A 25,275-nucleotide genomic window follows, 5' to 3' on the forward strand; every position below is an offset into this window, starting at 1 on the left:
GGTACAACGGCTCGATCCCCCTCACGCTAGACCCGGGCGGGCGGGGCGGCAACGCCTGCTGCACGAACGCCCGCGACACCGACGCCCGCTACACCACGGGCCGGCTCGACCAGCCGCTGCTGCGACCGCTCAATTCCGAATCGAGCGTCTCCTGCGCGAGCTGCATGGATCGGACGTAGCGCTCCTCGGAGAATCGCCTGCCCATCTCATCGGGTGCGACATCTTCGACGTGCTGCACCACCCACCAGATGTTGCCGAGCGGATCGCGGAGGCGGCCGCCCCGATCGCCCCACGCGGCGTCGTCGAGTTCGGTCACGACCTTCGCGCCGGCTGCAACGCCCCGCTCGAACACCGCTGCCACGTCGTCGACGAACACGCGGAGCATCGCCGGGGTCGACGGCCAGTCGGGCCGCGAGTCGAACGCGAGCAGCCAGGTGTCGCCGATGCGCAGTTCGGCATGCCCGATGCCGCCGTCTTCCGTGGGAACTCGGGCGATCTCGACGGCACCGAACACGTCGCTCACGAAGTCGAGCAGTCTCGTCGTGTCGGGTGTGACGATCCACGTCTGCACGGAACGGTTGCTTCCAGGGTTCAGGTCTTCGGTTTCCATGTGGACGACGTTACGGAAGCGTGCGGTCAGTTTCTGTCCGGTTTCAGTGGGAGGTCTCGATGCCGTGCCGTTCCGTGTCGTGTCCGAGATCCTGAGTGTTGTCCACAGATCGGCTCCGGATGCCGCGGGCAGGCGTAGCCTGAATGCATGCGCCCTCGCGATACCGGGGCGTCCCGCAGGCTCAGCCGCTGGATTCCCGCCATTGCCGTGCCGATCGCGATCGGCGTCGGCGTCGTGCTCGTGCCGCTTTCGGCCAATGCTGCTGTCGATCTGCCCGATCTGTCGCCCGCCGAGTTGCTCGAGTTCGTCGCGTCGAGCGAGGTCGATGCACTCTCGGGCACGGTCGAGCAGACCTCCGAGCTCGGGATCCCCGACCTGTCGGGTCTCACGGGCGCGATGGGCGGCCCGGGCGGGCAGTCAGGTGCGGGCGACGGTGCGGACGGGACATCCGCCACCGACCTCGACGACCTGATCTCGCTCGCCACGGGTACTCACACCGCGCGGGTCTACCTCGACGACACGAACGCGCGACTGCAAGTGCTCGACGCACTCGCCGAGCGCAACGTGTACGTCTCTGACACGGGCGCCTGGATTTACGACTCCGCTGAGAACGCAGCGACGCACATCACCCTGCCCGACGGCACCGACCTCGAAGCGCTCGAACACGAGGCGAAGCACCACGCCGATGAGGCTCGGGCCCGCCTCGAAGCCGAGGCCGGCACACCGATGCCGACGCCTGAGCAATTCCTCGACCAGGCGCTCGCGCGACTCGACGAGACGACCGAGGTCTCCGTCGGCACCGACGCACGCGTCGCCGGTCGCGAGGCCTACGAGCTCGTGCTCGAGCCGCGCGACACCGACACGCTCGTCGGCGAGATCTCGGTCGCGATCGACGGCGAGACGGGCGTCGCGCTCGCCGCGTCGATCACCGCCCGCGGCGCTGACGAGCCCGCCTTCAGCGTCGCCTTCACCGACATCTCCTTCGATGCGCCGGATGCTTCGGTGTTCGCGTTCACTCCGCCCGAGGGCACGACCGTGACCGAGCAGGTCGTGCCGATTCCGACCGCCGCAGAGCTCGAGCAGTGGAAGGCAGAGGCCGAGGCAGATTCCGATACAACCGGTGAGCGGATGCCGCAGCCGATCGTGCACGGCGAGGGCTGGTCGACCGTGGTCGAGTTGCCGATGAGCGCCGACGGCGCTGCAGGCCTCGGCGCCGAGGCATCCCTTCGACAGGATCAGGACGGCGCCGCGATGCTCGGCTCGCTCACCGAACCCGTCGACGGCGGGCGCATCCTCACGACCTCCCTCGTGACCGTGCTCTTCACTGACGACGGCCGAGTGCTCGCCGGCGCGGTGACCGCCGACCGCCTGCTCGACGCCGCCGCGACCGGTCGCTGACGGGCAGCAGGCGCGTGCCCGAACTCGCGATCGAGACGCACGGCCTCACCAAGCGTTTCCGCTCGCAGCTCGCCGTCGACGGCATCGACCTCGCGGTGCCGCAGGGGGCGGTGTTCGGGTTTCTCGGGCCGAACGGATCGGGCAAGACCACGACGATCCGCATGCTCCTCGGCCTCGTCGCGGCGACCGCGGGCGATGCCCGCCTGCTCGGGGCAGAGATGCCGCGGCACGTCGACTCGGTGCTGCCTCGCGTCGGTGCGCTCGTCGAGGGGCCGGCATTCTCGCCGTACCTCTCGGGCGCGGCGAACCTGCACCGATTCGACGCCGCCGACCGGCACGCCCCGCGACGCACCCGCGCAGCGCGCGTCGCCGATGCGCTCGATCGCGTCGGCCTCTCGCACGCCGCGCAGAAGAAGGTGCACGCCTACTCCCTCGGCATGAAGCAGCGGCTCGGGCTCGCGAACGCGCTGCTCATGCGGCGCGAACTGCTCGTGCTCGACGAGCCCACCAATGGCCTCGACCCGCAGGGCACCCGCGAGGTGCGCGCGCTGATCCGCTCGCTCGCGAACGACGGCACGACGGTGTTCGTATCGAGCCACCTGCTCGCAGAGGTGGAGCAGGTGTGCTCCCACGTCGGGGTGATGAGCGCCGGGCGTCTCGTCGCCCAGGGAACGCTCGACGAGTTCCGCAGTGACGGCGAGGCGCGGGTGCTCGTGCGTACGCCGGATGCGGCCGGTGCTCGCGAGGTGCTGGCGCGACTTGGGCTCGTCGATGACGGCGACACCGCGGGCGATGGGCTCGTGGCCGCCCGCCTCGGTGCGACGACGGCCCCTGCCGAGTCGATCGTGGCCGCGCTCGTCGCGGCGGGTGTGCGAGTGCGCGGGTTCGAGCTCGAGCGCGTGAGCCTCGAGCAGCGGTTCATGGATCTCACCGGCGAGGGGTTCGACGTTGTCGAGTGACGCGGCGGCGGCCACCCCCGCTGGTCGAGGAGGCCGCGAAGCTGCCGTCTCGAGACCGACCATGGGCGGCGGTACGCTCTCCCTGCTCGGCTCCGAACTCCTCACCCTGTTCCGTCGCCGCCGCACCTGGGCGATGCTCGGCGCGCTCGCACTCATCCCGATCCTGATCGCCGTCGCCATCCGCGTCGCGGGCGATTCGCCGAGTGGCCGCGGCCCCGCTTTCCTCGACCAGATCACGAACAACGGTCTCTTCGTCGGGGTCACCGCGATCACCGTCGCGATTCCGCTGTTCCTGCCGCTCACGATCGGGGTGGTCGCGGGCGACTCGATCGCCGGCGAGGCGAGCCACGGCACTCTGCGCTACCTGCTCATCGCGCCGGCCGGGCGCATCCGGCTGCTCCTCGTCAAGTACGCGGCGGCCGCGGTGTTCTGCGCGGCCGCGACCCTCACGGTCGTGGTGGTCGGCACGCTCATCGGCTGGGTGCTCTTCCCGATCGGGCCCGTGACGCTGCTCTCGGGTGCGTCGGTGAGCGTCGGTGACGGTCTCCTCCGGTTCCTCGCGATCGCCGCATACGTCACCGTCTCCCTCCTCGGCCTGTCGGCGATCGGCCTGTTCCTCTCGACGCTCACGACCGTGCCCGTCGGTGCAATGGCGGCGACGGCGATCCTCGCGGTGGTGGCGCAGATCATGGGCGCGCTGCCGCAGCTCGAGTGGCTGCATCCGTGGCTCTTCACCCACTACTGGCTCGGCTTCGCCGACCTGCTGCGCGCGCCGCCGGTGTGGGACTCGTTCGCCGACAACGCGCTGCTGCAGGCCGGCTATATCGCGGTGTTCGGCGCGCTCGCGATCGGCCGGTTCCTCACGAAGGACGTGCTGTCGTGAGACGACGTTCGATCCGGGTTCTCACGACCGATCGCATCGATCCACCTTCTCGCCGCTGATCGGCTGGGCGATCAGAGGTCGATCGAGGCCATGTCTCACAGTGCGTCGGACCGGGCACCAGCGGGTTCTGACACGCTCGGCGCGAGTGACTCACCCCGGCGTTGGCGCCGCGCGCACCTGCCGATCGCCGGCGACACCCGAGTAGGCGATGAGCGGTCTCCCGGTCGACGGGTGCTCGAGCACTTCGACGTCCACACCCCAGACCTCGCGGATGAGCCCGGGCACGAGCACGTCAGCAGGTGCTCCGGATGCCACGACGCGACCGCTCTCGAGCACGATCACGTGATCCGCGTACGCGGCCGCGAGCCCGAGGTCGTGCAGGGCGGCGAGCACCGTGCGACCGCTCGACGCGAGCGCGCGCAAGAGCTCGAGGCTCGTGAGCTGCGCCCGCACGTCGAGGTGATTGGTCGGCTCGTCGAGCAGCAGCAGGCGGGGTTCCTGTGCGAGGGCCCGGGCGAGGTTCACCCGCTGGCGCTCGCCGCCCGAGAGTGACGAGAACGGGCGGTCGGCGATCGCCTCGAGCCCGAGGGCGGCGAGCGACTCGGCCACCACGGCCCGGTCTCGGTCTCCGAGTCCAGACCACGCGCCGAGGTGCGGGGTGCGGCCGAGTGCGACGACCTCGTCGACCCGCAGCTCAGGGGAGTCGTGGGTCTCCTGCTCGGCGAGCGCGACGAGCAGGGCCCGGTCGCGTCGGCGCAGGCCGGCGAGATCGTTGCCGTCGAACGCGAGCGCACCGGCATCCGCTCGCTCGAGCCCGGCGATGAGATGCAACAGCGTGGACTTGCCCGCGCCGTTCGGGCCGAGCAGCGCGCCGAGGCGGCCCGCCGGAACCGTGACGTCGACGTCGTCGATGACGAGGCGCCCGGTGCGCGTGAAGCGCACACCCGAGGCGTCGAGGCCGGGGCGATCGCCTGGGCCGGTCATCGCAGGCTCCGGTTCCGCAGCAGCAGCACGGCGAACACCGGCCCGCCGATGAGCGCGGTGAGGATGCCGACGGGCAGCTCCCGCGGGTCGAAGAGCGTGCGCGCGCCGGTGTCGGCCCAGATGAGGAAGATCGCCCCGGCGAGCGCCGAGAGCGGCAGGAGCGAGCGATGCCGAGAGCCGACGAGCAAGCGCACGGCGTGCGGCAGCACGAGCCCCACGAAACCGATCGAGCCGCTCACCGCGACGAGCGCACCCGTGAGCAGTGCGGTGCCGCCGAGGAGCAGCCACCGGCTGCGGGCGACGTGCACGCCGAGCGCGGCGGCGGCGGTGTCGCCGAATGCGAATGCGTCGAGCGTCTTCGCGCTCGCGAGCAGTGGCACGCCGATCAGAACGACCGCGCCACCGGCGATCGCGACCGACACCCAGTCGGTGCCCGCGAGCGATCCGAGCAGCCAGTTGAGGATCTCGCGGTAGCTGTCGCCGGTCGCGCTCCAGAAGATCACGAGACTCGTGAGGGCGCCGAACACCGAGGAGACGGCGAGCCCGGCGAGCACGGTCTTCGTGGGAGAGAGGCCGCCGGCCGCTCGCGCGAGGGCGAGCGTCGCGACGAGCGCCACGACGGCGCCGGCGAACGCGGCGAGCGGCAGCAGCAGCCCGACCCCGAGCACGATGACGACGACGGCGCCGACCGAGGCGCCCGACGAGAGTCCGAGCAGGTACGGGTCGGCGAGGGGGTTGCGGGTGAGTGCCTGCATGACCGCGCCGCAGAGCGCGAGACCGGCGCCGACCGCCGCAGCGGTGAGCACCCGCGGCATCCGCAGCTCCCACACGATGCCGTCGCGAAGCGGCGTGAGCGTCGGCTCGCCGACACCGAGGTGAGCGAGCACGCTCGCCCAGACGTCGGCGGGGCTGAGGCCGGCCGGGCCGATCGTGACGGCCACGATGATCGAGATGACGAGCAGCACGGCGAGGCCGAGCGCCCACGCGGCGGTGCGACCGCCGCGCCCCAGTTCCGGTGGTCGAGTAGGACGCTCAGCGCTCGTATCGAGACCCGGCGGCCCGAGGTTCGGAGCGGGGGTCTCGATACGCTCGCTGGCGCTCGCTACTCGACCAGCGATGCCCGGAACGGCGCGCTCGTTCATCAGTCGAGCGTTCCGAGTTGCTCCACGAGCGAGGCGACCGCGCCGACGTTGCGCACGCCCGCCTCGGAGGCGGGGAAGTCGACGATCAGGTAACGCTGCTGCTGCACGGCGGGCAGGGCGGCGGTCGCCGGGCTCGACTCGAGGTGGGCGATCTTCTGCTCGGCGGTGTTCCACGCGGCGTCGACGAGCACGATCACGTCGGGGTTCGCGGCGACGATCGCCTCCCAGCCCATCGAGGTCCAGGTGTCATCGACGTCGGCAGCGATGTTCTCGAGCCCGGCGGCCGACATGATCATCTGCGGGGCGCCGATGCCGGCCCCGACGAACGGGGTGTCGTCGCCTGAGCTGTACCAGAGCGCCGTGAGGCCGTCGGCGTTCGCCTCGATCGCGTCGAGTTCGGCGCGCTGCGACGCCACGAGCTCTGCCGCGGCATCCGGAACCCCGAAGATGTCGCCGGCCTCCTCGAACTCGCGGAAGATCTCATCGAAGGTCAGCGGCATCGGCATGTAGCCCTCGCCCTTGCAAGCGGCGGGCGCGACGTACGTGGTGACCCCGAGCTTCGCGAGGGTCTCGCGGTCGCCGGCGCCTTCAGCGGAGAGGTTCGACTCCCAGCCGGCGAATACGAGGTCGGGTTCGGCCGCCAGAGTGACCTCTTGCGAGGGCACCTTGTCGGAGAGCACTGCGAGGTCGGATGCCTCGGCGGCGAACTCCTCGGGCACGGCGCCGTCGCTGAACGCGGTACCGATGACGCGGTCGCCGATTCCGAGGGCGAGGAGCAGCTCGAGCGTCGAGGACTTGATCGTGACGACCCGCTCGGGTGCGGCGTCGAACGTGACCTCGGTGCCGCAGTTGTCGATCGTGAGCGGGAACGCGCCGCCTTCGTCGACGGGTGCTGCGGCGTCGGGGCTCGCCGTCGAGGTGGCCGCGCACCCCGCGAGGAGCAGGGCGGCGACGATCGGTGCGGCGAGGACAGCGGAGCGGCGACCGCGGCGGCTGGTTCGGGTGCCGGATGGGGCGGGTGCAGCGGGCATGAGGCCTCCGGGAGTGCGTGCGGATGGATCCGACGAGGTCGGCGACACACGGCCCAATCCCGGGCCATCACGACCGGTGAAAGCACACCGGCGGTCGTGTTCATCCTACGCCTCGACAGGTCGCGCGAGGGGTGTCGGGTCGGGCAACACGAGTCACTCGGGGGCGGGCGCGCGTTACGACCGCTGACCCGCGCCGAGGTCGATGGCCGCGCCGGCGAGGGCGGCCGAGGTGTCGAGGTCGTGCATCCAGAGCGGGGCGGATGCCGCGTGCAGCCCGGTCTCTTCGAGGGATGCGGTCGCCGCGGCATCCACTTCGTCGACGAGCCAGGCATCGAGCAGGCCGCCGGCCGACCTCGTGCCGTAGTGCCGCCCGACGGCCTCGGCGGTCGTCTCGACGCCGATCGCGGTGAGGCACGCATCGGCCATGCCGCGCACGACCTTGCCGCCGATGATCGGCGAGACGCCCACGACTGGCGCGTGCGTCTCGGCGAGGGCTTCCCGCATGCCGGGAACGGCCACGATCGTGCCGATAGAGACGACCGGGTTCGACGGGGCGATGAGCACGAGGTCTGCGCCGACGATCGCCTCGACGACACCGGGCGCCGGGCGCGCATCCTCGATATTCCGCTGCTGGAATGCGAGCGCGGGCAGAGCGGCGCGGTACCTCGTCCACCACTCTTGGAAGTGCATCTCGCGCTCGCCGGTGGGGTCGTCGGCATCGGCGACGAGCACGTGGGTGTCGACCTCGGAGTCGGTCGCCGGTATCAGTCGCACGCCGAGCGGCCAGCGCTGCTGGAGGCGATGCGCCACCTCGCTCGGCGCGAGGCCCTCGCGAAGCCAGGCTGTGCGCGCCAGGTGCGTGCCGAGGTCGAGGTCCCCGAGCGTGAACCACGGCCAGCCCACGCCCCACTCGCGCAGTTCGGCGGCGACGCGCTCGCTCTCGCCGGCACGGCCCCAGCCGCGCTCGGTGTCGTTCACGCCCGCGAGCGAGTACAGCAGCGAGTCGAAGTCGGGCATGAGTCGAACCCCGGCGAGCCAGAGGTCGTCACCGGTGTTCACGATCACGGTGACGGATGCCTCGGTGCCGCCGTGGCCGTCGGGCCAGCGCCGGGCGCACTCCTCGCGCACGCCGCGCACGAACCGCGAGCCTCCGACTCCGCCCGCGAGCACCGTGATCTGCACCCTCCCAGCCTATGGTCACGAGCAGGGAGAGGGCGCCGCGATCAGGCCGCCGCCTCGGCGGCTCGCACCGGGATTTCGTCGATCGAGCGGTAGACGGGGATGCCGCGCGACTCGGCGATCCGCACGTCTTCGTCGGCCCCGGCCGAGGCGCCCTCGAGTCGCAGCACGGCGTCGCAGTGCTGCAGGAGTCGGTGGGCGGTGGCGTACATGACGTCGCCGTCGAGGCTCGCCGGGTCGGTCGCGGCGACTCGGTCGGCCGGGCCGGCCGTTGCCGGGGCATCCGTCGACGCGACCCGCAGGATCGGAAGCGCGACCCACTCCCCGATCACGGGAGCGTGGCCGCGCTGGTAGATGGGCCAGGAGGCTTCTTCGAGGCGCTCGAGATTGCGCGCGATCAGGGCGGGGTCGCCGTCGGTGCCTGAACGGTACGGGCCGGCGATGAGGATGAGCAGTGGTTTCGACATGCTGGCCACCATAACGTGCAAGAATGGGTAGAAACAAGGAGGAACGTGCATGCTCGCTGCTCAGCGCCGTGAACTGCTGCTCGAGCGGCTGCATCGAGACGGTCGAATCGTGGCCGCCGAGATCGCCGCCGAGCTCGACATCTCCGAAGACTCGATCCGACGAGACTTGCGGGAGCTCGCGGCCGCCGGTCTGTGCCAACGCGTCTACGGCGGGGCTTTGCCGGCATCGCCTGCGGTCGGGCCGTACGCGGCACGCACCTCGATCGAACCCGAGAGCAAGCACCGCATCGCGCAGGCAGCCGCACGACTCGTCTCCCCGGGGGCCACGGTGCTGCTCGACGGTGGCACGAGCACCCTCGCACTCGTGGAAGCGTTGCCGCGTTCGCTCCACGCGACGGTCATCACGCACAGCCCGACCATCGCGGTGGCACTCGCCGAGCACGAGCACATCGAGCTGCAGCTCATCGGTGGACGCGTGTACCGGCACTCGATGGTCACGTGCGGGGCGATCGCCGTCGAGGCGCTGCGCGACGTGAGCGCCGACCTGTTCTTCCTCGGTGTCACCGGCGTGCATGCCGAAGCAGGGCTCACCACAGGCGACGCCGAGGAGGCGGCGATGAAGCGAGCGCTCGCGCGCTCGGCCGCGGAGACCTACGTGCTCGCGAGCACCGAGAAGATCGGCGCCGCTTCGACCTACCGGGTGCTGCCGCTCGACAAGGTGGCGGGGGTCGTCACCGATGCGGATGCCGCTGCCACAGCGATGCGGGAGCTCGATCAGGCGGGAGTCCGCCTCATCCCGGCGCGCTGACGCCCGATCCCGACTCGGCGCGCGATCGAGCACGCAGGGGCTGGCGGTCGAGGCCGGCCGGGTCCACGATGGGACGGACAGCACTGCAGCGGCGCGGGAGGCCTCATGAACTCGACCTCGACTCCGACCCACCGGACCGTCGCCCTCCTGGGCGGAGCGGGTTCCGGCACGACGACCTTGCTCGACGCGCTGCTGCTGCGCGCCGGCGCGATCCCGAGAATGGGCAGCATCGAGCAGGGCACCACGACCGGCGACCACGAGCCCGAAGAGATCGCGAGGGGCATGACGCTCGGGCTCTCGCTCGCCCACCTGGCCTGGGTCGGGCCCGATGGCACCGAGCACTCCCTGACGCTCGCCGACGCCCCGGGGCATCCCGATTTCATCGGTGGTCTCGACACGGCGTTGGCGGTGGCGGATGTCGCGGTGCTGGCCGTGAGCGCGGTCGACGGCGTGACCACCGGCACACGCACCGCCTGGGCCGCGGCGGAGGCCGCCGGCGTGCCGCTCATCGTCGTGATCACCCAGGAGGACAAGGCTCGAGCCGACTTCCGCCGAGTGCTCGAGGAACTGCGCGCCGCGTTCGGCGATCGCCTCGTGGCGCTCGAGCTGCCGATCGGCGAGGAGCACGACTTCACCGCGCTCGCCGACGTGCTCAGCGAGCAGGCCCTCGTCTATGACGATGCCGGTCGCCATCACGACGAACCGCTCCCGGCCGCGGTCGAGGCGGAGGAGCATCGCCTGCACGTCGAGGTGACCGAGGAGATCGTGTCGCATGACGACGAGCAGCTCGAGGCGTACCTCGACGGGCGCGAGCCCGCGGCATCCGAGCTGGAGCGCACCCTCGCCCGCGAAGTCGCGACCGGTGAGGCGATCCCGGTGATCGTCTGCTCCGCGGTGACCGGCACCGGTGTCGACCGGGTCGCCGACCTCCTGTGCGCGCTGGCACCGTCGGCGCTCGAGCACGACAGCCGCATCGTGATGGGCGGCACCGAGGTGGCCGTCGCCCCGAACCCCGACGGCGAGACGCTGCTGCACGTCTTCCGCACCGTGGCCGACCCGTTCGTCGGGCAGGTGTCGATGTTCAAGGTGCTCTCGGGCGTCGTGCGGCCGAGCGACCGGCTGCGCAACGCCACGACCGGTGCCGACGAGCGACTGCACGGGCTCTTCCGGTTGCGGGGAGCCGAGCACCTGCCGGCCGACGTGCTTCGCGCCGGTGAGGTCGGCGCGGTCGCGAAGCTCACGGGCTCGCCGTCGGGAACCCTGCTGTGGAGCCGCGCGAGCGGCAGCGCCGAGCCCGCGCCGTTGCCGCGGCGCGAGCCGGTGTACGCGGTGAGCCTCGCCCCGGTGACGCAATCCGACGACGAGAAGCTCATGACCTCGCTCGGCCGCATCGTCGCCGAGGACCCGACGCTCGTGGTCGATCGCACGGGAGGAGCGGCGATCCTCCGCGGCCTCGGCGACACGCACGTCGACGTCGCCGTCGAGCGGCTCGCTCGCGTGTTCGGCGTGCACGTCACGACCTCGCCGGCACCGATCGGGTACCGCGAGACGATCGCGGGCCGGGTCGAGGTCGAGGGCCGACTCAAGAAACAGTCCGGTGGGCACGGCCAGTTCGCCGTGGTGCAGCTGCGGGTCTCGCCGATACCGCTCGGCGGTGGGTTCGAGTTCGTCGACTCGGTGGCGGGCGGGGCGGTGCCGCGCTCGTACATCCCTGCCGTCGAGAACGGCGCGCGTGACGCCCTCGCCGCAGGCGGGCCGCAGGGGCATCCGGTCGTCGATGTGCGCGTCGAGCTCGTCGATGGCAAGTCGCACTCGGTGGATTCCTCCGACATGGCCTTCCGCACGGCGGCGTCGATCGGGGTGAAGGCGGCGCTCGCCGAGGCGGGCACAGTGCTGCTCGAGCCGGTCTCGCTCGTGACCGTCACGGTTCCGAGTGAGCTGCAGGGCACGGTGCTGACCGATCTCTCCGGCCGCCGCGGGCGGGTCAGCGCCACGGAGGCCGCGGGCGACGGCCGGGCGCGCATCGTGGCGAACGTGCCCGAGGCGGAGCTCGCTCGTTACGTGCTCGACCTGCGGTCGATCACCGGCGGCCGGGCCGAGCTGACGATCGCGCCCGACCACTACGCGAGGATGCCGGCCGCCGCCACGAGGTGAGGCCGACGGCAGCGCGCGAAGCGCGCCCTGCGCGTTCCGCGCGGAGACCTACGTTATCGCCTGCGGATGCTGCGGCGGGCGAACGCGTCGAGGTTCTCGATGATGGCCGTCGCCACCCAGATTCGATTGCGTGAGCGCGAGGTCGTCTCGGTCAAGACGCCGTGCTCCACCAGTTGATCGAGGCCGCGGAACAGGGCCGGATCCGAGCCGCGGAGCTGGGCGCGCACGAGCTGGCTGTTGAGCACCGGGTGCTCGACCGCGAGGCCGGCGATTCGATGTGCGGCCGCATCGGCTCGAATCCCGCGAAGAGAGTCTGTCCAGTCCTGGGTCGTCTGCTCGATGTCGCTCACGAGCTGACGGCCGTTCGCGATCGCGAGGAAAGTGCCATCGACGAAGACATCGATGATGGGCGCGATCTCGCCTGAGCGGTACGCAGTCAGCGCTTCGAAATAGATGTCCCGTTGTTGCAGAATTCCGGCCGACACGGGAAGTGTGACGCTCTTCGTGAGCCCTGCCCTGCGGAGCGAGGCCTGCACGAGTGCGCGGCCGGTGCGCCCATTGCCGTCGGGGAATGGGTGGATGGTCTCGAACTGCGCGTGGGCGATGGCGATCGATGCGATGGGAATCGGTGACGGGCGTCTGGCGTAGGCGATGAGGTCGTGCATCGCATCCGGCACGCGATCGTGGTGCGGGGGAATGAAGTCGGCATCGTGCGGGGTGAAGTTGCCCCCGCCGATCCACACCTGCTGGTCGCGGTATCTGCCCGTGATGTCCGGATCGCTGCGTCCGAGGAGTTCCTCGTGCATGTGGATGATCGCTGTGTCCGACAGATCATCGGCAGCGGCGACGGCTGCTTCCATCGCACGAACGTTCGCAACGATCAACGCCGCGTTTCCGCCATCGCGCTCGTTGATCTCAGCCTCGGCGATCGCTCGGGCGTTCGACGTGAGGTTCTCGATCTGCGAGCTCGACGCCGACTCGCTTCGGAGCAGGATGGAGCCGAACGGCGCCGTGATATGACCGATCTCGGTGTCGAAGCGGATGACGTGCTCCTGTGCCTCGACGACACGTTCGATCATCGCGTCGGGCAAGTGCAACTGCAGGTCGCGGATCGGATTCGGGACCGCGGCGACGTACGCTCGATCGAGGTTCGCGCGCTCGCGGCTCGGAAGATGCTCCCTCGCGACGCGGGAGACCCAGGGGAGATGCTCGTAACCGACTGCAGGGACCATGATGCAACCTTCACTATCGCGTGAGCTTGATTAACTGTACGCGAATAAAGCTAAATATGGCAGCGCTGAAGTTCACTTTAGGCGCCCTCAGTACCCGCCGGCCGCCACGTGGTGCGCGGCCGACGCGAGCGCATCCGCGACCTCGTCGGCGCCCTCGCGCAGCAGGCCGACCGTCACCCGCACGAAGTCGCCGCCCGCCCGGGTGCGGGCACCGCCCGCGGCCTCGGCGACATCCGATGCAGCCAGGAACGGCGTGCCCGCCGCCACGCGGATGCCGGCCGCCGCGAGCTGCACGAGGGCCGAGCGTTCGCTCAGCACGGGCATCCAGAGGTTGATGCCGTCGGCGGCGGCGACCTCGACGCCGCGCGCCCGGAGCGCGTCGCCGAGCGCACGCTGCCGGGAGTAGTACTGGCGTCGAGCCTCGGCGACGGCGTCGATGGAAGCGCGTTCGGTCAGGAGGTCGAGGAGGATCGTCTGCACCATTCGCGAGGTCCAGCCGGGCCCGAGCATGCGCCGGGCGACCACGCGCTCGACGAGCTCGCGGGGGCCGCCGAGCGCCGCGATGCGCAGATCGGGCCCGTGCGACTTCGAGAAACTCCGCACGTGCACCACCCGGCCGGGCAGCGAGCTGCCGAGCGTCACATCGCCCTCGGTCGAGATGAGGCCCGAGTGGTCGTCTTCGATGACGACGAGGCCGTCGACACCGGGGGCGGTGCGGATGACTCGGGCGAGCGCCGCGGCCCGCTCGGCGTTCATCGAGGCACCCGTGGGGTTCTGCGCGCGCGGTTGCAGGAGCACCGCGACCGGCCGCCGGTGCAGTGCCCGGGCGAGCGCTTCGGGCACCATGCCGTACTCGTCGAGTCGCACGGGCACGGCCTCGGCTCCGAGCACGTCGAGCAGATCGAGGAACGGCGGGAAGCCCGGGCTCTCGACCACGACGCGATCGCCGAAGCGCACGAGCTGCTCGAGCGTGCGGGAGATCGCGTCGAGCGCGCCGTCGACGACCATGATGGTCTCGACCTCTGAGGGCCAGGATGCCGCGAGTGCCGCCGCGAGCGCCGGGATCACGGGCTCGGCCTGGTAGCTGCCCGTCTCGGCGCGGGCCGAGACGCGGGAGAGCGCTGGGCCGAGCGCCGGCAGCAGCAGCGGGTCGGGCGTGCCGCGCGAGAGGTCGAGCCGCACGGGGTCGTTCGGCGCCGCCATGCCGCGCATGCGGGGAGCGAGCCAGCTCTGCGAAAGGGGCCGCACGAAGCTGCCCGCGCGGCCGCGCGACTCGATGAGGCCGGCCCGTGAGAGCGCCTGCCACGCCTGGCTCACCGTGGCCGGGCTCACCCCGAGCTCGCTCGCGAGCTCGCGCACGGTCGGCAGGCGAGTGCCGACCCGGAGTTCGCCGGAGTTCACGAGGCGCGCGATCACGCCCGCGATGCCGCGGGGGCCGGCGTCGGGGAATTCGGCGAGTGCGGTCAACTCGGATCCGCTCAGTCGCTCGCCGCGCGCACCGGTTTCAGCCGCGCCGACACCGTTCACTCGAGCAATTGCCACATCGAAAGCTGACACGACCATTGCCTCCTCACGAAGCAAGGGACAGGATGAGTAACCACAACGTCACACTGTGAAACACAAGAGAAATGTTCACGCCGAACAATAACAGAACGGGTCGCGAGCCCGTTCGGGACTTCCGCACTTGCAGTCCGCAGCACGAATCTCGGCGTCACAGCACCACCCGGTGAGCAGCTCGGTTCCACGCCCATCGAGTGCACGGCAATGGCGCCGACCGACGGAGGAGACAACATGACGATTGTCCGAGCGGCCATCACGCAGACGACCTGGACTGGCGACAAGGAGTCCATGCTCGACAAGCACGAGCAGTTCGCCCGTGATGCGAAGGCGCAGGGCGCCCAGGTGATCAGCTTCCAGGAGCTCTTCTACGGGCCGTACTTCGGCATCACCGAAGACGTGAAGTACTACGACTACGCCGAGCCGGCCGACGGCCCGATCGTGCAGCGTTTCGCCGCACTCGCGAAGGAGCTCGGACTCGTGATGGTGCTGCCGATCTACGAAGAGGAGCAGCCCGGCGTCTACTACAACACCGCGGTCGTCGTCGATGCCGACGGCACGATCCTCGGCTCGTACCGCAAGCACCACATCCCGAACCTCGACAAGTTCTGGGAGAAGTTCTACTTCCGGCCCGGCAACCTCGGCTACCCCGTGTTCCACACCGCCGTCGGACCGATCGGCGTCTACATCTGCTACGACCGGCACTTCCCCGAGGGGTGGCGCGAACTCGGCCTGAACGGCGCGCAGATCGTCTTCAACCCGAATGCCACCAAGCCCGGCCTCTCGAATCGACTGTGGGAGATCGAGCAGCCTGCCGCCGCTGCCGCCAACGGGTACTTCGTCGCCGCCGCCAACCGTGTCGGCCTCGAAGACAACGAGTACGGCGACCTCGCCGTGAACTTCTACGGCAAGAGCCAGTTCGTCGACCCGCAGGGCAACATCGTCGGCGACTACGGCTCGGGCACCGATGAAGAGGTCGTCGTGCGCGACCTCGACCTCGACATGATCCGGCAGGTGCGCAACGCCTGGCAGTTCTACCGCGACCGCCGCCCCGAGTCCTACACGTCCATCCCGAAGCCGTGACCCCGTGGGTCGAGTAGCGCGAAGCGCGTATCGAGACCTCGCGACGAGATCTCGATACGGGCCTGGCGGCCCTACTCGATCAGCGAATGGAGATACGGGCCTGGCGGCCCTACTCGATCAGCGAATGGAAAGGAGCAGCAGTGACCACCACCCTCATCACCGGCGGCACCGTCGTCAGCTCGACGGGCCGAGCCCCGGCCGACGTGCTCGTCGACGGCGAGACGATCCGGGCCGTGCTCGAGCCCGGCAGCAGCATTCTGGGCACGGATGTCGCGGCATCCGTCGACCGAGTGATCGACGCCACCGGCAAGTACGTGATCCCGGGGGGCATCGACGCCCACACCCACATGGAACTGCCGTTCGGCGGCACCGCCGCGATCGACACGTTCGAGACCGGCACCCGCGCGGCCGCGTGGGGCGGCACGACCTCGATCGTCGACTTCGCGGTGCAGACCTACGGGCAGCGCATCGAAGACGGCCTCGCGACCTGGCACGCGAAGGCTGCCGGCAACTGTGCGATCGACTACGCGTTCCATCAGATCGTGGGCGACGTCAACGAGGCATCTCTCGCCTCGCTCGCGAAGCTGCCCGACGAGGGCATCACGAGCTTCAAGCTCTTCATGGCCTACCCGGGTGTCTTCTACTCCGACGACGCGCAGATTCTCAAGGCCATGCAGGTCTCGCGCGACACGGGCATGCTCACGATGATGCACGCCGAGAACGGGCCTGCGATCGACGTGCTCGCCGCGCAGCTCGTCGAGCAGGGCAAGACCGACCCGTTCTACCACGGCATCGCGCGTGCCTGGGAGATGGAGGAGGAGGCCACGCACCGCGCGATCATGCTCGCGAAGCTGACCGGTGCGCCCCTCTACGTCGTGCACGTGTCGGCGAAGCAGGCGGTCGAGCAGCTCGCCTGGGCCCGCGACAAGGGGCAGAACGTCTACGGCGAGACCTGCCCGCAGTACCTCTACCTGTCGCTCGAGGAGCAGCTCGGGGCATCCAGCGAAGAGTGGGGCCACTTCGAGGGCGCCAAGTGGGTGTGCTCCACGCCGCTGCGCTCGCGCGAAGAGGGCCACCAGCAGTCGATGTGGCAGGCGCTGCGCACGAACGACCTGCAGATGGTCTCGACCGACCACTGCCCCTTCTGCATGAAAGACCAGAAGGAGCTCGGCCTCGGCGACTTCCGCAAGATCCCGAACGGCATCGGCACGATCGAGCACCGCATGGATCTCATGTACCAAGGCGTGGTCACCGGCGAGATCACCCTCGAACGCTGGGTCGAGCTCACGTCGACCACACCCGCCCGCATGTTCGGCCTGTACGGACAGAAGGGCGTCATCCAACCAGGCGCCGACGCCGATCTCGTGGTCTACAACCCGAATGGACACACGACGATCGGCGTCGGGCTCGATGCATCCGGAAACCCGACGGGCCGCACCCACCACATGAACATGGACCACTCCGCGTGGGAGGGCTTCGAGATCGACGGCCACGTCGACACGGTGCTCTCGCGCGGCAAGGTCATCGTCGACGGCTTCGCTTACCTCGGCGCCAAGGGCGACGGCCGCTTCCTCAAGCGCGGCCTCAGCCAGTACCTCATCTAGCTCGGCCACCCGACAACCGAAATCGAGACAAAGGGAGCACGGATGGAATTCGGAGCGGTCCTGCAGACCAACCCGCCGGCATCGCGAACCGTCCAGCTCGCGAAGCTCGCCGAGAACCACGGCTTCACGCACGTGTGGACCTTCGACTCGCACATCCTCTGGCAGGAGCCCTACGTCATCTACAGCCAGATCCTCGCCGAGACCCGCAAGGTCAAGGTGGGCCCGTTCGTCACGAACCCGGCGACGCGCGACTGGACGGTGACGGCGTCGATCTTCGCGACCCTCAACGAGATGTACGGCAACCGCACGGTCTGCGGCATCGGCCGCGGCGACTCGGCCGTGCGCGTGACCAATGGCAAGCCCACGACGATCGCCGAGTTGCGCGAATCGATCCACGTCATCCGCGAGCTCGCGAACAGCAGGCCCGTCGAATATCACGGCTCAACGCTGCAGTTCCCGTGGAGCCACGGCTCCGAACTCGAGGTGTGGGTGGCCGCCTACGGTCCGCTCGCGTTGAAGCTCGCGGGCGAGGTCGGCGACGGCTTCATCCTGCAACTGGCCGACGTCGACATCGCGGCGTGGATGATCAAGCACGTGCGCGACGCCGCCGAGGCCGCCGGCCGCGACCCGATGTCGATCACCTTCTGCGTCGCCGCGCCCATGTACATCGGCGACGACTGGGAGCACATGCGCGAGCAGTGCCGCTGGTTCGGCGGCATGGTCGGCAATCACGTGGCCGACATCGTCGCGAAGTACGGCGCGCACGGCGATGTGCCCGAGGCGCTCACCGACTACATCAAGGGCCGCGAGGGCTACGACTACAACGAGCACGGGCGCGCGGGCAACGCGCACACGACGTTCGTGCCCGACGAGATCGTCGACCGGTTCTGCCTGCTCGGCACGGCCGAACAGCACATCGAGAAGCTCGAGCAGCTCAAGGCGCTCGGCGTCGACCAGTTCGCCGGTTACCTCCAACACGACAATAAAGAGGAGACGCTGCGGGTCTACGGCGAGACCGTGATCCCCGCGCTCTCCGAGCACCTCACGGCGAAGGCATGACCGGCACCGCTGATCGAGTAGCGCCCGCCGAAGGCGGCCGCGTATCGAGATCACCGCACGACGATCTCGATACGCGGGCTGCGCCGCGCCGCGCCATTCGACCAGCGGGAAGCCATCGCCCGGGGCGGGCGGGTCGCGAGCTCGCCCGCTGGGGCTGGGGTCTCGCCGGCATCGTCGTCATCGCGCTCGTCTGGGAGGGCTACAAGCTGATCGGGCCCGCCGACGGCGTCGTCATCGGCGAGACACGGGTGCTGCCGCGCACGACCGACCTCGCGATGCCGCACATCTGGGAGATGCTCGGTCGCCTCGGCGAGCCGGTCACCCGGGCCGACGACGCACTGCCGCTGTGGGCCGTGGTCGCGCTCGCCGCGCTCACCACGCTCGGCATCGCGGCGGTCGGATGGCTCGTGGGCGTCGTGGTCGGCATCGGACTCGCCCTCGTGATGCAGCGCTGGCGCATCGCAGAGTGGGGCCTGCTGCCGTGGATCGTGCTGAGCCAGACCGTGCCGCTCATCGCCTTCGCGCCCGTCGTGAAGAGCTGGGGTTCGCGCGTCGAGATCGGCGCGTTCGAGTGGCAGGACTGGATGTCGGTCGCCCTCATCGCGAGCTATCTCGCGTTCTTCCCCATCGCGATCGGTGCACTGAAGGGCCTCCAGTCGCCCGACCGCATCCACACCGAGCTCATGCAGACGTACGCGGCGGGCTACTGGCCGACCCTCGTGAAGCTGCGCTTCCCGGCATCCGTGCCGTATCTGCTGCCCGCCCTGCGGCTAGGCGCGGCAAACGCCGTGATCGGTGCGGTCGTCGCCGAGGTGTCGACGGGCCTGCAGGGCGGCATCGGCCGCATCCTGATCCAGTTCGCCGGGCAGGCATCGGGCGACCCGGCGAAGGCATGGGGGCCGATCTTCGGCTCGATCGTGCTCGGGCTCGTGGCCGCCGCATCGGTCGCGCTCCTCGGCGTGATCCTCAAGAACTACCGACGAACGGAGGAAGCCGCATGACGCTTCGAGAGCCTCAAGACGGCGCGGATGCATCACCCACCGTGGCCGCGGTCGCGATCAGCGGGGTCGACAAGGTCTTCGAGACCCGCTCCGGCGAGGTGCAGGCGCTCGACACGATCGACCTCACGGTCGCGGCGGGCGAGTTCGTCTCGCTCATCGGCCCGAGCGGATGCGGCAAGTCGACGCTCATGCGCCTCGTCGCCGATCTCGACCAGCCGAGCTCGGGCACGATCGCCGTGTTCGGCAAATCGGCCAAGCAGGCGCGCCTCGACCAGGAGTACGGCATCGCGTTCCAGCAGGCGGGCCTGCTGCCGTGGCGCACGGTCGCGGGCAACGTCGCGCTGCCGCTCGAACTGCACGGCGCGCCATCTCTTCGGCAGACTCAGAGCGGCGTTGCTCGCACCGCTCGCGTGGCCGAGTTGCTCGACATGGTGGGACTCTCGGACTTCGCCGACCGCTACCCCGACCAGCTCTCGGGCGGCATGCAGCAACGCGTGGCGATCGCCCGGGCGCTCGCCGAACAGCCGCGATTGCTGCTCATGGACGAGCCGTTCGGCGCGCTCGACGAGATGACGCGCGAGAAGATGCAGACCGAGCTCGTGCGCATCTCGGCCGAGACCGGCGCCGCCGTGGTCTTCGTCACGCACTCGATTCCCGAGGCGGTGTTCCTCTCCGATCGGGTCGTCGTGATGTCGCCGCGGCCCGGGCGCATTCAAGAGATCGTGCCGATGCGCCTCGGCGCCGACGCGCAGCGCGCCGCCCGCACCGAAGAACTCCGCGAGGAGCGCGGCTTCTTCGACATGGTCACGGCGGTGCGCGAGGCACTGCACGGCGGCTCGCCCGTTGCGGCCGGCGCACGCGGGCTGGAGAACCGCTGATGACGGCACTGACCGCGGGTTCCGGTTCGCGCGGCATGAGCCCGCGCACCGAGACCACGCTGCGCATCGTCGCACCGGTCGCGGTCGGTCTCATCGTGCTCGGCGTGTGGCAGTTCCTCGTGAGCGTCGTCGGTGTCAGCGACTACCTGCTGCCGAGCCCGGCGTCGATCGTCGAGGAGCTCGTCGCGTACTGGCCGTCGGTCGTGCAGGCGACGCTGCTCACCGGCACCAACGCGTTGCTCGGCCTGATCGTCGGCTCCATTCTCGGCATCGCGCTCGCCGCGCTCGCCGCGAGGTGGCGCCCGATCGACCAGATGAGCGCGCCCGTCGTCGCTTCGCTCGCGGTCATCCCGATCGTCGCCCTCGCTCCCGTGCTGAACTCGATGTTCGGCGCCGACAGCCAGTTCGGCCGGCAGGCGATCGCGGCGCTCGCCTCGTTCGTGCCGGTCTTCATCAACACGCTGCGCGGGTTCCGGCAGACCGCGCCCGTGCACCGCGACCTCATGAAGGCCTACGCGGCGAGCTCGGGCCAGGTACTGCGGACGCTGACCCTGCCGACGGCGCGACCGTTCATCCTCACCGGCATCCGCATCGCCTCATCGCTCGCCGTGATCTCCGCGCTCGTCGCCGAGTACTTCGGCGGACCTCGCGGCGGACTCGGCGGGCTCATCTCGACGTCGGCCGCCTCGAGCGCCTACGCCCGGGCCTGGGCGTACGTCGTGGCATCCATCGCTCTCGGCCTGCTCTTCTACCTCGCTTGCTTGGCCCTCGAACGGCTGTTGCAGCGCCGCACCCGCACCCCCCGCACCCGCACCACCCGCACCCGCAGTTTCCCTTCCGGGGGTGCATTCCCGACAGAATCCCGCACGAACACGCATGGAAATGTCGCGAATCCACCCCCGGAACGGGATTGAACGTCCCGCGCAGCGCGGGAACGGCACCGCACCGCACCACGAAAGGACCGACATGAACCACAGCAGACGTCGCTTCGCGACGATCGGCGGCGCGCTCGCCGTCTCGGCGGCACTCGTCCTCACCGCATGCTCGGGATCCGGCGACGGGTCAGACGGCGACAGCGGCGGCGACGCCGAGGGCGACCTCACCTCAGTGAAGCTTCAACTCCAGTGGCTGCCGCAGGGCCAGTTCGCCGGCTACTTCGCCGCCGTCGACCAGGGTTACTTCGAAGAGGAGGGCCTGGACGTCGAGATCATCCCCTCGGGCGGGGACATCGTGCCGCAAGACGCACTCGCCAACGGCGACGTCGACTACGCGATCGCCTGGGTGCCGAAGGTGCTCGGCTCGATCGAGCAGGGCGCGAATCTCACGAACATCGCTCAGATCTTCCAGAAGTCGGGCACCCTGCAGGTCTCATGGGCCGACTCGGGCATCGATTCCGTCGCCGACTTCGAGGGCAAGAAGATCGGCTCATGGGGCTTCGGCAACGAGTGGGAAATCTTCGCGGCCATGGCTGCCGAGGGCCTGGACTCCTCCACCGTCGAGATCATCACGCAGGACTTCAACATGAACGCCTTCCTGCAGGGCGACATCGATGCGGCCCAGGCGATGACCTACAACGAGTACGCTCAGCTGCTCGAGTCGGTGAACCCCGATACGGGCGAGCTCTATCAGCCCGAGGACTTCAACGTCATCTCCTATCAAGACACCGTCGGCGCCATGCTGCAGGACGCGATCTGGGCCGACACCGAACGGCTCGAGAGCGACGAAGAATACCAGGACACGACCGTCGCGTTCCTCACGGCGGTCATCAAGGGCTGGATCTACGCGGCCGAGAATCCCGAGGAGGCATCGGAGATCACGATCGCCGAGGGATCCGGCTGGGGCCCGAGCCACGAGCTCTGGATGGTCAACGAGACGAACAAGCTCATCTGGCCGGCGCCCGACGGCATCGGCATGATCGACGAGGCCGCGTGGGACCAGACCGTCGCCGGGGCGCTCTCGGCGGTCAACGAGTCGGGTGCGAGCCCGATCACCGAGGAGCCGCCGGCGTCGGCATGGTCGAATGAGTGGATCACGCAAGCGCTCGACGAACTGAAGGCCGACGGCGTCGACGTCACGGGCGAGAGCTTCGAGCCCATCGACGTCGAACTCGCCGAGAGCGGCAACTGACAATGCGTCGCTATTCGAGAAGCGTCCGACAGAGCGTCGAACTCGCCGAGAGCGGCAACTGACAATGGTTCGCTGGTCGAGTAGCGCCTGACGAAGGAGGGTGCGTATCGAGACCGACTTGCGAGATCTCGATACGCACCGCGCCGGGGCGCGGCGCTACTCGATCAGCGAACGGACAGAAAGGGCACCTTGCCATGACCGCCAACAACACCGAGGGCAGCGGCCTCACCGACGGACTCGACGAGCTCGCACGCGAGCTCGACCGCGAGCACGTCTTCCATTCCTGGTCGGCTCAGTCGCAGGCGTCGAACCTCGTGATCGCGAGCGGCCGCGGCTCCCGGGTGTGGGATCACGCGGGCCGCGAGTACCTCGACTTCTCGAGCCAGCTCGTGAACGTCAACATCGGCCACCAGCATCCCTCGGTCGTGCAGGCGATCCGCGAGCAGGCCGAGCTGCTCACGACGATCGCCCCGTCGACCGTGAACCTCGCCCGTGGCGAGGCGGCCAAGCGCATCGTCGCCCACGCGCCATCCGGATTCCGCAGGGTGTTCTTCACGAACGGCGGCGCCGACGCCAACGAGAACGCGATCCGCATGGCGCGACTCCACACGGGCCGTGACAAGGTGCTCTCGACGTACCGCTCCTATCACGGCAACACGGGCGCCGCGGTGGTCGCGACCGGGGACTGGCGGCGCGTGCCGAACGAGTTCGCCCGCGGGCACGTGCACTTCTTCGGGCCGTACCTGTATCGCTCGGAGTTCTGGGCGACGACTCCCGAGGAGGAGTCCGAGCGAGCGCTCCGTCACCTCAGACGCGTCATCGAGGCCGAAGGGCCGTCGTCGATCGCGGCGATCCTGCTCGAGACCGTTCCTGGCACGGCGGGCATCATGCTGCCGCCGCCCGGGTACCTCGCGGGCGTGCGGGAACTCGCCGACCAGCACGGCATCCTCCTCATCCTCGACGAGGTCATGTGCGGGTTCGGTCGCACCGGCCGATGGTTCGCGTTCGACGGCTACGACGTGCGACCCGACCTCATCACCTTCGCGAAGGGCGTGAACTCCGGATACATCCCCGCGGGCGGCGTCGTCATCGATGAACCGATCGCGGAGACGTTCGACGAGCGCGTGTTCCCGGGCGGGCTCACGTATTCGGGGCATCCGCTCGCGATGGCGTCGATCGTCGCGACGATCGACGCGATGTCGTCGGAGGGCATCGTCGACCACGCCCGAGACATCGGCGACACGGTGATCGCGCCCGCACTCGCCGACCTCGCCGAGCGGCACGCCGTGATCGGCGAAGTGCGCGGTGAGGGCGTGTTCTGGGCGATGGAACTCGTCGCCGACCGGGCGACCCGCGAGCCGCTGCCCGCGGCGGCGATGGGCCGCATCAAGTCCGCGCTCGTCGCGCGCGGGCTCCTGCCGTTCGTGCAGGACAACCGCATCCATGTCGTGCCGCCCTGCGTGGTCACGGCCGACGAGGTCGCCGAAGCCGTGGCGATGTACGACGAGGTGCTTGGCACGACTGCGCTGGTCGAGTAGCGCCGGCGAAGCCGACGCGTATCGAGACCCCAACGAGGAGGAACCATGACCGAGATGATCGAACACTGGATCGACGGGGCATCCGTCGCCGGCGACTCAGACCGCAGCGGGCCCGTCTACAACCCGGCCCTCGGCATCGAGCAGAAGCGCGTGCGCTTCGCGTCGACCGGCGACGTCGACGTCGCCGTGCAGGCGGCGGCGCGCGCGTTCCCCGCGTGGCGCGACACTTCGATCGCGAAGCGCCAGCAGGTGATGTTCGCGTTCCGCGAGCTGCTCAACGCCCGCAGCGGTGAGCTCGCCGCCATTCTCACGAGCGAGCACGGCAAGGTGCTCTCGGATGCCGCGGGCGAGATCGCCCGCGGACTCGAGGTCGTCGAGCTCGCCTGTGCGATGCCCGGTTACACGAAGGGCGAGTACTCCGAGAACGTGTCGACCGGCATCGACGTGTACTCGACGAAGCAGCCCGTGGGCGTCGTCGGCATCATCAGCCCGTTCAACTTCCCGGCGATGGTGCCGCTGTGGTTCTTCCCGCTCGCGATCGCGACGGGCAACTCGGTCGTGCTGAAGCCGTCGGAGAAGGACCCGTCGGCGGCAGTGTGGCTCGCCCGCCTGCTCCAGGAGGCGGGCCTGCCCGACGGCGTGCTGAATGTCGTACACGGTGACAAGGTCGCCGTCGACGCGCTGCTCGAGCACCCCGTCGTGCGCTCGATCTCGTTCGTCGGCTCGACGCCGATCGCGAAGTACATCTACGCCACGGCGACCGCGAACGGCAAGCGGGTGCAGGCCCTCGGCGGTGCCAAGAACCACATGCTCGTGCTGCCCGACGCCGACCTCGACCTCGCCGCCGACGCCGCCGTCAACGCGGGCTTCGGCTCGGCCGGGGAGCGCTGCATGGCCGTCTCGGTCGTGCTCGCGGTCGACTCGGTCGCCGACGAGCTGGTCGCGAAGATCGGCGAGCGGATGTCGCGGCTCACGACCGGCGACGGCACCCGAGGCTGCGACATGGGGCCGCTCATCACGCGCGAGCATCGCGACAAGGTCGTGGGCTACCTCGACGTCGCCTCATCCGACGGGGCGACAGTGGTCGTCGACGGTCGGTCGGTCGCGATCGACGGGGAGGCCGACGGGTTCTGGCTCGGCCCGACACTTGTCGACAAGGTGCCGCTCGAGTCATCCGTCTACCGTGACGAGATCTTCGGGCCGGTGCTGTCGATCGTGCGGGTCGACGGCTATCAGGAGGGTCTCGACGTGATCAACGCGTCGCCGTACGGCAACGGCACGGCGATCTTCACCAACGACGGCGGCGCCGCCCGGCGCTTCCAGCGCGAGGTGACGGTCGGCATGATCGGCATCAACGTGCCGATCCCGGTGCCGGTCGCGTACCACTCGTTCGGCGGCTGGAAGGACTCCCTCTTCGGCGACGCGAAGGCCTACGGTCCGCGCGGCTTCGACTTCTTCACGCAGGAGAAGGCGGTCACCTCGCGCTGGCTCGACCCGAGCCACGGCGGGCTGAACCTGGGGTTCCCGCAGCACGAATAGGCTTCGAAAGCGAGGGTGATGCGCCTGATGCAGTAAACTTGC

Annotated in this window: 22 protein-coding genes; 14 read left to right on the plus strand and 8 right to left on the minus strand. The window is 69.7% G+C overall.

The genetic code is table 11. The features are described 5' to 3' along the window. Nucleotides 1–88: 88 nt before the first annotated feature. The gene (locus AC1C2S_RS09645) at nucleotides 89–610 is read right to left on the minus strand and encodes a VOC family protein (RefSeq protein ID WP_495352302.1); all 522 of its coding nucleotides are present in this window, start codon (nucleotides 608–610) and stop codon (nucleotides 89–91) included. A gap of 147 nt (nucleotides 611–757) precedes the next feature. On the opposite strand from AC1C2S_RS09645, the gene AC1C2S_RS09650 reads away from it, so the two are divergent. The 3 genes from AC1C2S_RS09650 (at nucleotide 758) to AC1C2S_RS09660 (ending at nucleotide 3,850) form a co-directional block, all read left to right on the plus strand. Beyond that, on the plus strand, nucleotides 758–2,008 hold the full coding sequence (locus tag AC1C2S_RS09650) for a LolA family protein (RefSeq protein ID WP_495352303.1): 1,251 nt from the start codon (nucleotides 758–760) through the stop codon (nucleotides 2,006–2,008). Further along, entirely contained in the window at nucleotides 2,005–2,967 is a 963-nt protein-coding gene (locus AC1C2S_RS09655) for an ABC transporter ATP-binding protein (RefSeq protein WP_495353229.1), read from the plus strand. The genes AC1C2S_RS09650 and AC1C2S_RS09655 overlap by 4 nt, the downstream gene beginning before the upstream one ends. A 61-nt stretch (nucleotides 2,968–3,028) precedes the next feature. Further along, a complete protein-coding gene (locus AC1C2S_RS09660) occupies nucleotides 3,029–3,850 on the plus strand; it encodes an ABC transporter permease (RefSeq protein ID WP_495352304.1) in 822 nt (273 codons plus the stop codon). 150 nt (nucleotides 3,851–4,000) lie between these two features. Here the strand turns inward: AC1C2S_RS09660 and AC1C2S_RS09665 are convergent, their stop codons facing one another. The 5 genes from AC1C2S_RS09665 to AC1C2S_RS09685 form a co-directional block, all read right to left on the minus strand. Beyond that, nucleotides 4,001–4,834 (minus strand): ABC transporter ATP-binding protein, encoded by an 834-nt coding sequence (locus AC1C2S_RS09665; RefSeq protein ID WP_495352305.1) that lies wholly within the window; start codon nucleotides 4,832–4,834, stop codon nucleotides 4,001–4,003. Further along, on the minus strand, nucleotides 4,831–5,976 hold the full coding sequence (locus AC1C2S_RS09670) for a putative F420-0 ABC transporter permease subunit (protein WP_495352306.1): 1,146 nt from the start codon (nucleotides 5,974–5,976) through the stop codon (nucleotides 4,831–4,833). Before AC1C2S_RS09670 ends, AC1C2S_RS09665 begins: the two co-directional genes overlap by 4 nt. Further along, nucleotides 5,976–7,007: a putative F420-0 ABC transporter substrate-binding protein gene (locus tag AC1C2S_RS09675; protein WP_495352307.1), complete on the minus strand. Its 1,032-nt coding sequence runs from the start codon at nucleotides 7,005–7,007 to the stop codon at nucleotides 5,976–5,978. Before AC1C2S_RS09675 ends, AC1C2S_RS09670 begins: the two co-directional genes overlap by 1 nt. A gap of 174 nt (nucleotides 7,008–7,181) precedes the next feature. After that, nucleotides 7,182–8,189: a 2-phospho-L-lactate transferase gene (gene cofD / locus AC1C2S_RS09680; RefSeq protein ID WP_495352308.1), complete on the minus strand. Its 1,008-nt coding sequence runs from the start codon at nucleotides 8,187–8,189 to the stop codon at nucleotides 7,182–7,184. A gap of 41 nt (nucleotides 8,190–8,230) precedes the next feature. Then, a complete protein-coding gene (locus AC1C2S_RS09685) occupies nucleotides 8,231–8,653 on the minus strand; it encodes a DUF4406 domain-containing protein (RefSeq protein ID WP_495352309.1) in 423 nt (140 codons plus the stop codon). A 49-nt stretch (nucleotides 8,654–8,702) separates the two neighbouring features. On the opposite strand from AC1C2S_RS09685, the gene AC1C2S_RS09690 reads away from it, so the two are divergent. Together AC1C2S_RS09690 and AC1C2S_RS09695 are read left to right on the plus strand one after the other, a co-directional pair. Continuing rightward, complete coding sequence (locus AC1C2S_RS09690; protein ID WP_495352310.1) at nucleotides 8,703–9,461, plus strand: DeoR/GlpR family DNA-binding transcription regulator; 759 nt, start codon at nucleotides 8,703–8,705, stop codon at nucleotides 9,459–9,461. A gap of 105 nt (nucleotides 9,462–9,566) precedes the next feature. Next, nucleotides 9,567–11,615, plus strand: a complete 2,049-nt coding sequence (locus AC1C2S_RS09695; RefSeq protein ID WP_495352311.1) for an elongation factor G — start codon at nucleotides 9,567–9,569, stop codon at nucleotides 11,613–11,615. Nucleotides 11,616–11,668: 53 nt separating this feature from the next. Here the strand turns inward: AC1C2S_RS09695 and AC1C2S_RS09700 are convergent, their stop codons facing one another. Together AC1C2S_RS09700 and AC1C2S_RS09705 are read right to left on the minus strand one after the other, a co-directional pair. Further along, nucleotides 11,669–12,847 (minus strand): Fic family protein, encoded by a 1,179-nt coding sequence (locus AC1C2S_RS09700; RefSeq protein WP_495352312.1) that lies wholly within the window; start codon nucleotides 12,845–12,847, stop codon nucleotides 11,669–11,671. 87 nt (nucleotides 12,848–12,934) lie between these two features. Beyond that, nucleotides 12,935–14,404: an aminotransferase-like domain-containing protein gene (locus AC1C2S_RS09705; RefSeq protein ID WP_495352313.1), complete on the minus strand. Its 1,470-nt coding sequence runs from the start codon at nucleotides 14,402–14,404 to the stop codon at nucleotides 12,935–12,937. Between the two features lie 234 nt (nucleotides 14,405–14,638). Here AC1C2S_RS09705 and AC1C2S_RS09710 point away from each other — a divergent pair, with 234 nt between their 5' ends. From AC1C2S_RS09710 to AC1C2S_RS09750, 9 genes are all read left to right on the plus strand, one after another. Then, nucleotides 14,639–15,487: a nitrilase-related carbon-nitrogen hydrolase gene (locus AC1C2S_RS09710; protein ID WP_495352314.1), complete on the plus strand. Its 849-nt coding sequence runs from the start codon at nucleotides 14,639–14,641 to the stop codon at nucleotides 15,485–15,487. A gap of 140 nt (nucleotides 15,488–15,627) precedes the next feature. Then, nucleotides 15,628–17,091, plus strand: coding sequence for a dihydropyrimidinase (gene hydA / locus AC1C2S_RS09715; protein ID WP_495352315.1), 1,464 nt, complete (start codon nucleotides 15,628–15,630; stop codon nucleotides 17,089–17,091). Nucleotides 17,092–17,133: 42 nt separating this feature from the next. Then, nucleotides 17,134–18,150 carry a TIGR03842 family LLM class F420-dependent oxidoreductase gene (locus AC1C2S_RS09720; protein WP_495352316.1) on the plus strand — a complete coding sequence of 339 codons (1,017 nt, stop codon included), beginning with the start codon at nucleotides 17,134–17,136 and terminating at the stop codon, nucleotides 18,148–18,150. Then, a complete protein-coding gene (locus tag AC1C2S_RS09725; protein ID WP_495352317.1) occupies nucleotides 18,147–19,151 on the plus strand; it encodes an ABC transporter permease in 1,005 nt (334 codons plus the stop codon). Before AC1C2S_RS09720 ends, AC1C2S_RS09725 begins: the two co-directional genes overlap by 4 nt. Then, on the plus strand, nucleotides 19,148–20,029 hold the full coding sequence (locus tag AC1C2S_RS09730) for an ABC transporter ATP-binding protein (protein WP_495352318.1): 882 nt from the start codon (nucleotides 19,148–19,150) through the stop codon (nucleotides 20,027–20,029). Before AC1C2S_RS09725 ends, AC1C2S_RS09730 begins: the two co-directional genes overlap by 4 nt. Next, on the plus strand, nucleotides 20,029–20,943 hold the full coding sequence (locus tag AC1C2S_RS09735) for an ABC transporter permease (protein ID WP_495352319.1): 915 nt from the start codon (nucleotides 20,029–20,031) through the stop codon (nucleotides 20,941–20,943). Before AC1C2S_RS09730 ends, AC1C2S_RS09735 begins: the two co-directional genes overlap by 1 nt. A gap of 52 nt (nucleotides 20,944–20,995) precedes the next feature. Further along, on the plus strand, nucleotides 20,996–22,156 hold the full coding sequence (locus AC1C2S_RS09740; protein WP_495352320.1) for an ABC transporter substrate-binding protein: 1,161 nt from the start codon (nucleotides 20,996–20,998) through the stop codon (nucleotides 22,154–22,156). Between the two features lie 194 nt (nucleotides 22,157–22,350). Beyond that, nucleotides 22,351–23,694, plus strand: coding sequence for an aspartate aminotransferase family protein (locus tag AC1C2S_RS09745; protein WP_495352321.1), 1,344 nt, complete (start codon nucleotides 22,351–22,353; stop codon nucleotides 23,692–23,694). A 45-nt stretch (nucleotides 23,695–23,739) separates the two neighbouring features. Beyond that, the gene (locus tag AC1C2S_RS09750; RefSeq protein WP_495352322.1) at nucleotides 23,740–25,233 is read left to right on the plus strand and encodes a CoA-acylating methylmalonate-semialdehyde dehydrogenase; all 1,494 of its coding nucleotides are present in this window, start codon (nucleotides 23,740–23,742) and stop codon (nucleotides 25,231–25,233) included. Nucleotides 25,234–25,275 lie beyond the last annotated feature (42 nt).

This window comes from Agromyces sp. Y782, assembly GCF_059445405.1.

Excerpts from the sequence above, each read along its gene's own strand:
- AC1C2S_RS09665 (WP_495352305.1), bottom strand. The coding sequence starts at position 4,834 with ATGACCGGCCCAGGCGATCGCCCCGGCCTCGACGCCTCGGGTGTGCGC.
- AC1C2S_RS09740 (WP_495352320.1), top strand. The coding sequence starts at position 20,996 with ATGAACCACAGCAGACGTCGCTTCGCGACGATCGGCGGCGCGCTCGCC.
- AC1C2S_RS09750 (WP_495352322.1), top strand. The coding sequence starts at position 23,740 with ATGACCGAGATGATCGAACACTGGATCGACGGGGCATCCGTCGCCGGC.
- AC1C2S_RS09645 (WP_495352302.1), bottom strand. The coding sequence starts at position 610 with ATGGAAACCGAAGACCTGAACCCTGGAAGCAACCGTTCCGTGCAGACG.
- AC1C2S_RS09670 (WP_495352306.1), bottom strand. The coding sequence starts at position 5,976 with ATGAACGAGCGCGCCGTTCCGGGCATCGCTGGTCGAGTAGCGAGCGCC.
- AC1C2S_RS09690 (WP_495352310.1), top strand. The coding sequence starts at position 8,703 with ATGCTCGCTGCTCAGCGCCGTGAACTGCTGCTCGAGCGGCTGCATCGA.
- AC1C2S_RS09745 (WP_495352321.1), top strand. The coding sequence starts at position 22,351 with ATGACCGCCAACAACACCGAGGGCAGCGGCCTCACCGACGGACTCGAC.
- AC1C2S_RS09710 (WP_495352314.1), top strand. The coding sequence starts at position 14,639 with ATGACGATTGTCCGAGCGGCCATCACGCAGACGACCTGGACTGGCGAC.
- AC1C2S_RS09700 (WP_495352312.1), bottom strand. The coding sequence starts at position 12,847 with ATGGTCCCTGCAGTCGGTTACGAGCATCTCCCCTGGGTCTCCCGCGTC.
- AC1C2S_RS09695 (WP_495352311.1), top strand. The coding sequence starts at position 9,567 with ATGAACTCGACCTCGACTCCGACCCACCGGACCGTCGCCCTCCTGGGC.
- AC1C2S_RS09675 (WP_495352307.1), bottom strand. The coding sequence starts at position 7,007 with ATGCCCGCTGCACCCGCCCCATCCGGCACCCGAACCAGCCGCCGCGGT.
- AC1C2S_RS09685 (WP_495352309.1), bottom strand. The coding sequence starts at position 8,653 with ATGTCGAAACCACTGCTCATCCTCATCGCCGGCCCGTACCGTTCAGGC.
- AC1C2S_RS09730 (WP_495352318.1), top strand. The coding sequence starts at position 19,148 with ATGACGCTTCGAGAGCCTCAAGACGGCGCGGATGCATCACCCACCGTG.
- AC1C2S_RS09720 (WP_495352316.1), top strand. The coding sequence starts at position 17,134 with ATGGAATTCGGAGCGGTCCTGCAGACCAACCCGCCGGCATCGCGAACC.
- AC1C2S_RS09660 (WP_495352304.1), top strand. The coding sequence starts at position 3,029 with ATGGGCGGCGGTACGCTCTCCCTGCTCGGCTCCGAACTCCTCACCCTG.
- AC1C2S_RS09650 (WP_495352303.1), top strand. The coding sequence starts at position 758 with ATGCGCCCTCGCGATACCGGGGCGTCCCGCAGGCTCAGCCGCTGGATT.
- AC1C2S_RS09735 (WP_495352319.1), top strand. The coding sequence starts at position 20,029 with ATGACGGCACTGACCGCGGGTTCCGGTTCGCGCGGCATGAGCCCGCGC.
- AC1C2S_RS09725 (WP_495352317.1), top strand. The coding sequence starts at position 18,147 with ATGACCGGCACCGCTGATCGAGTAGCGCCCGCCGAAGGCGGCCGCGTA.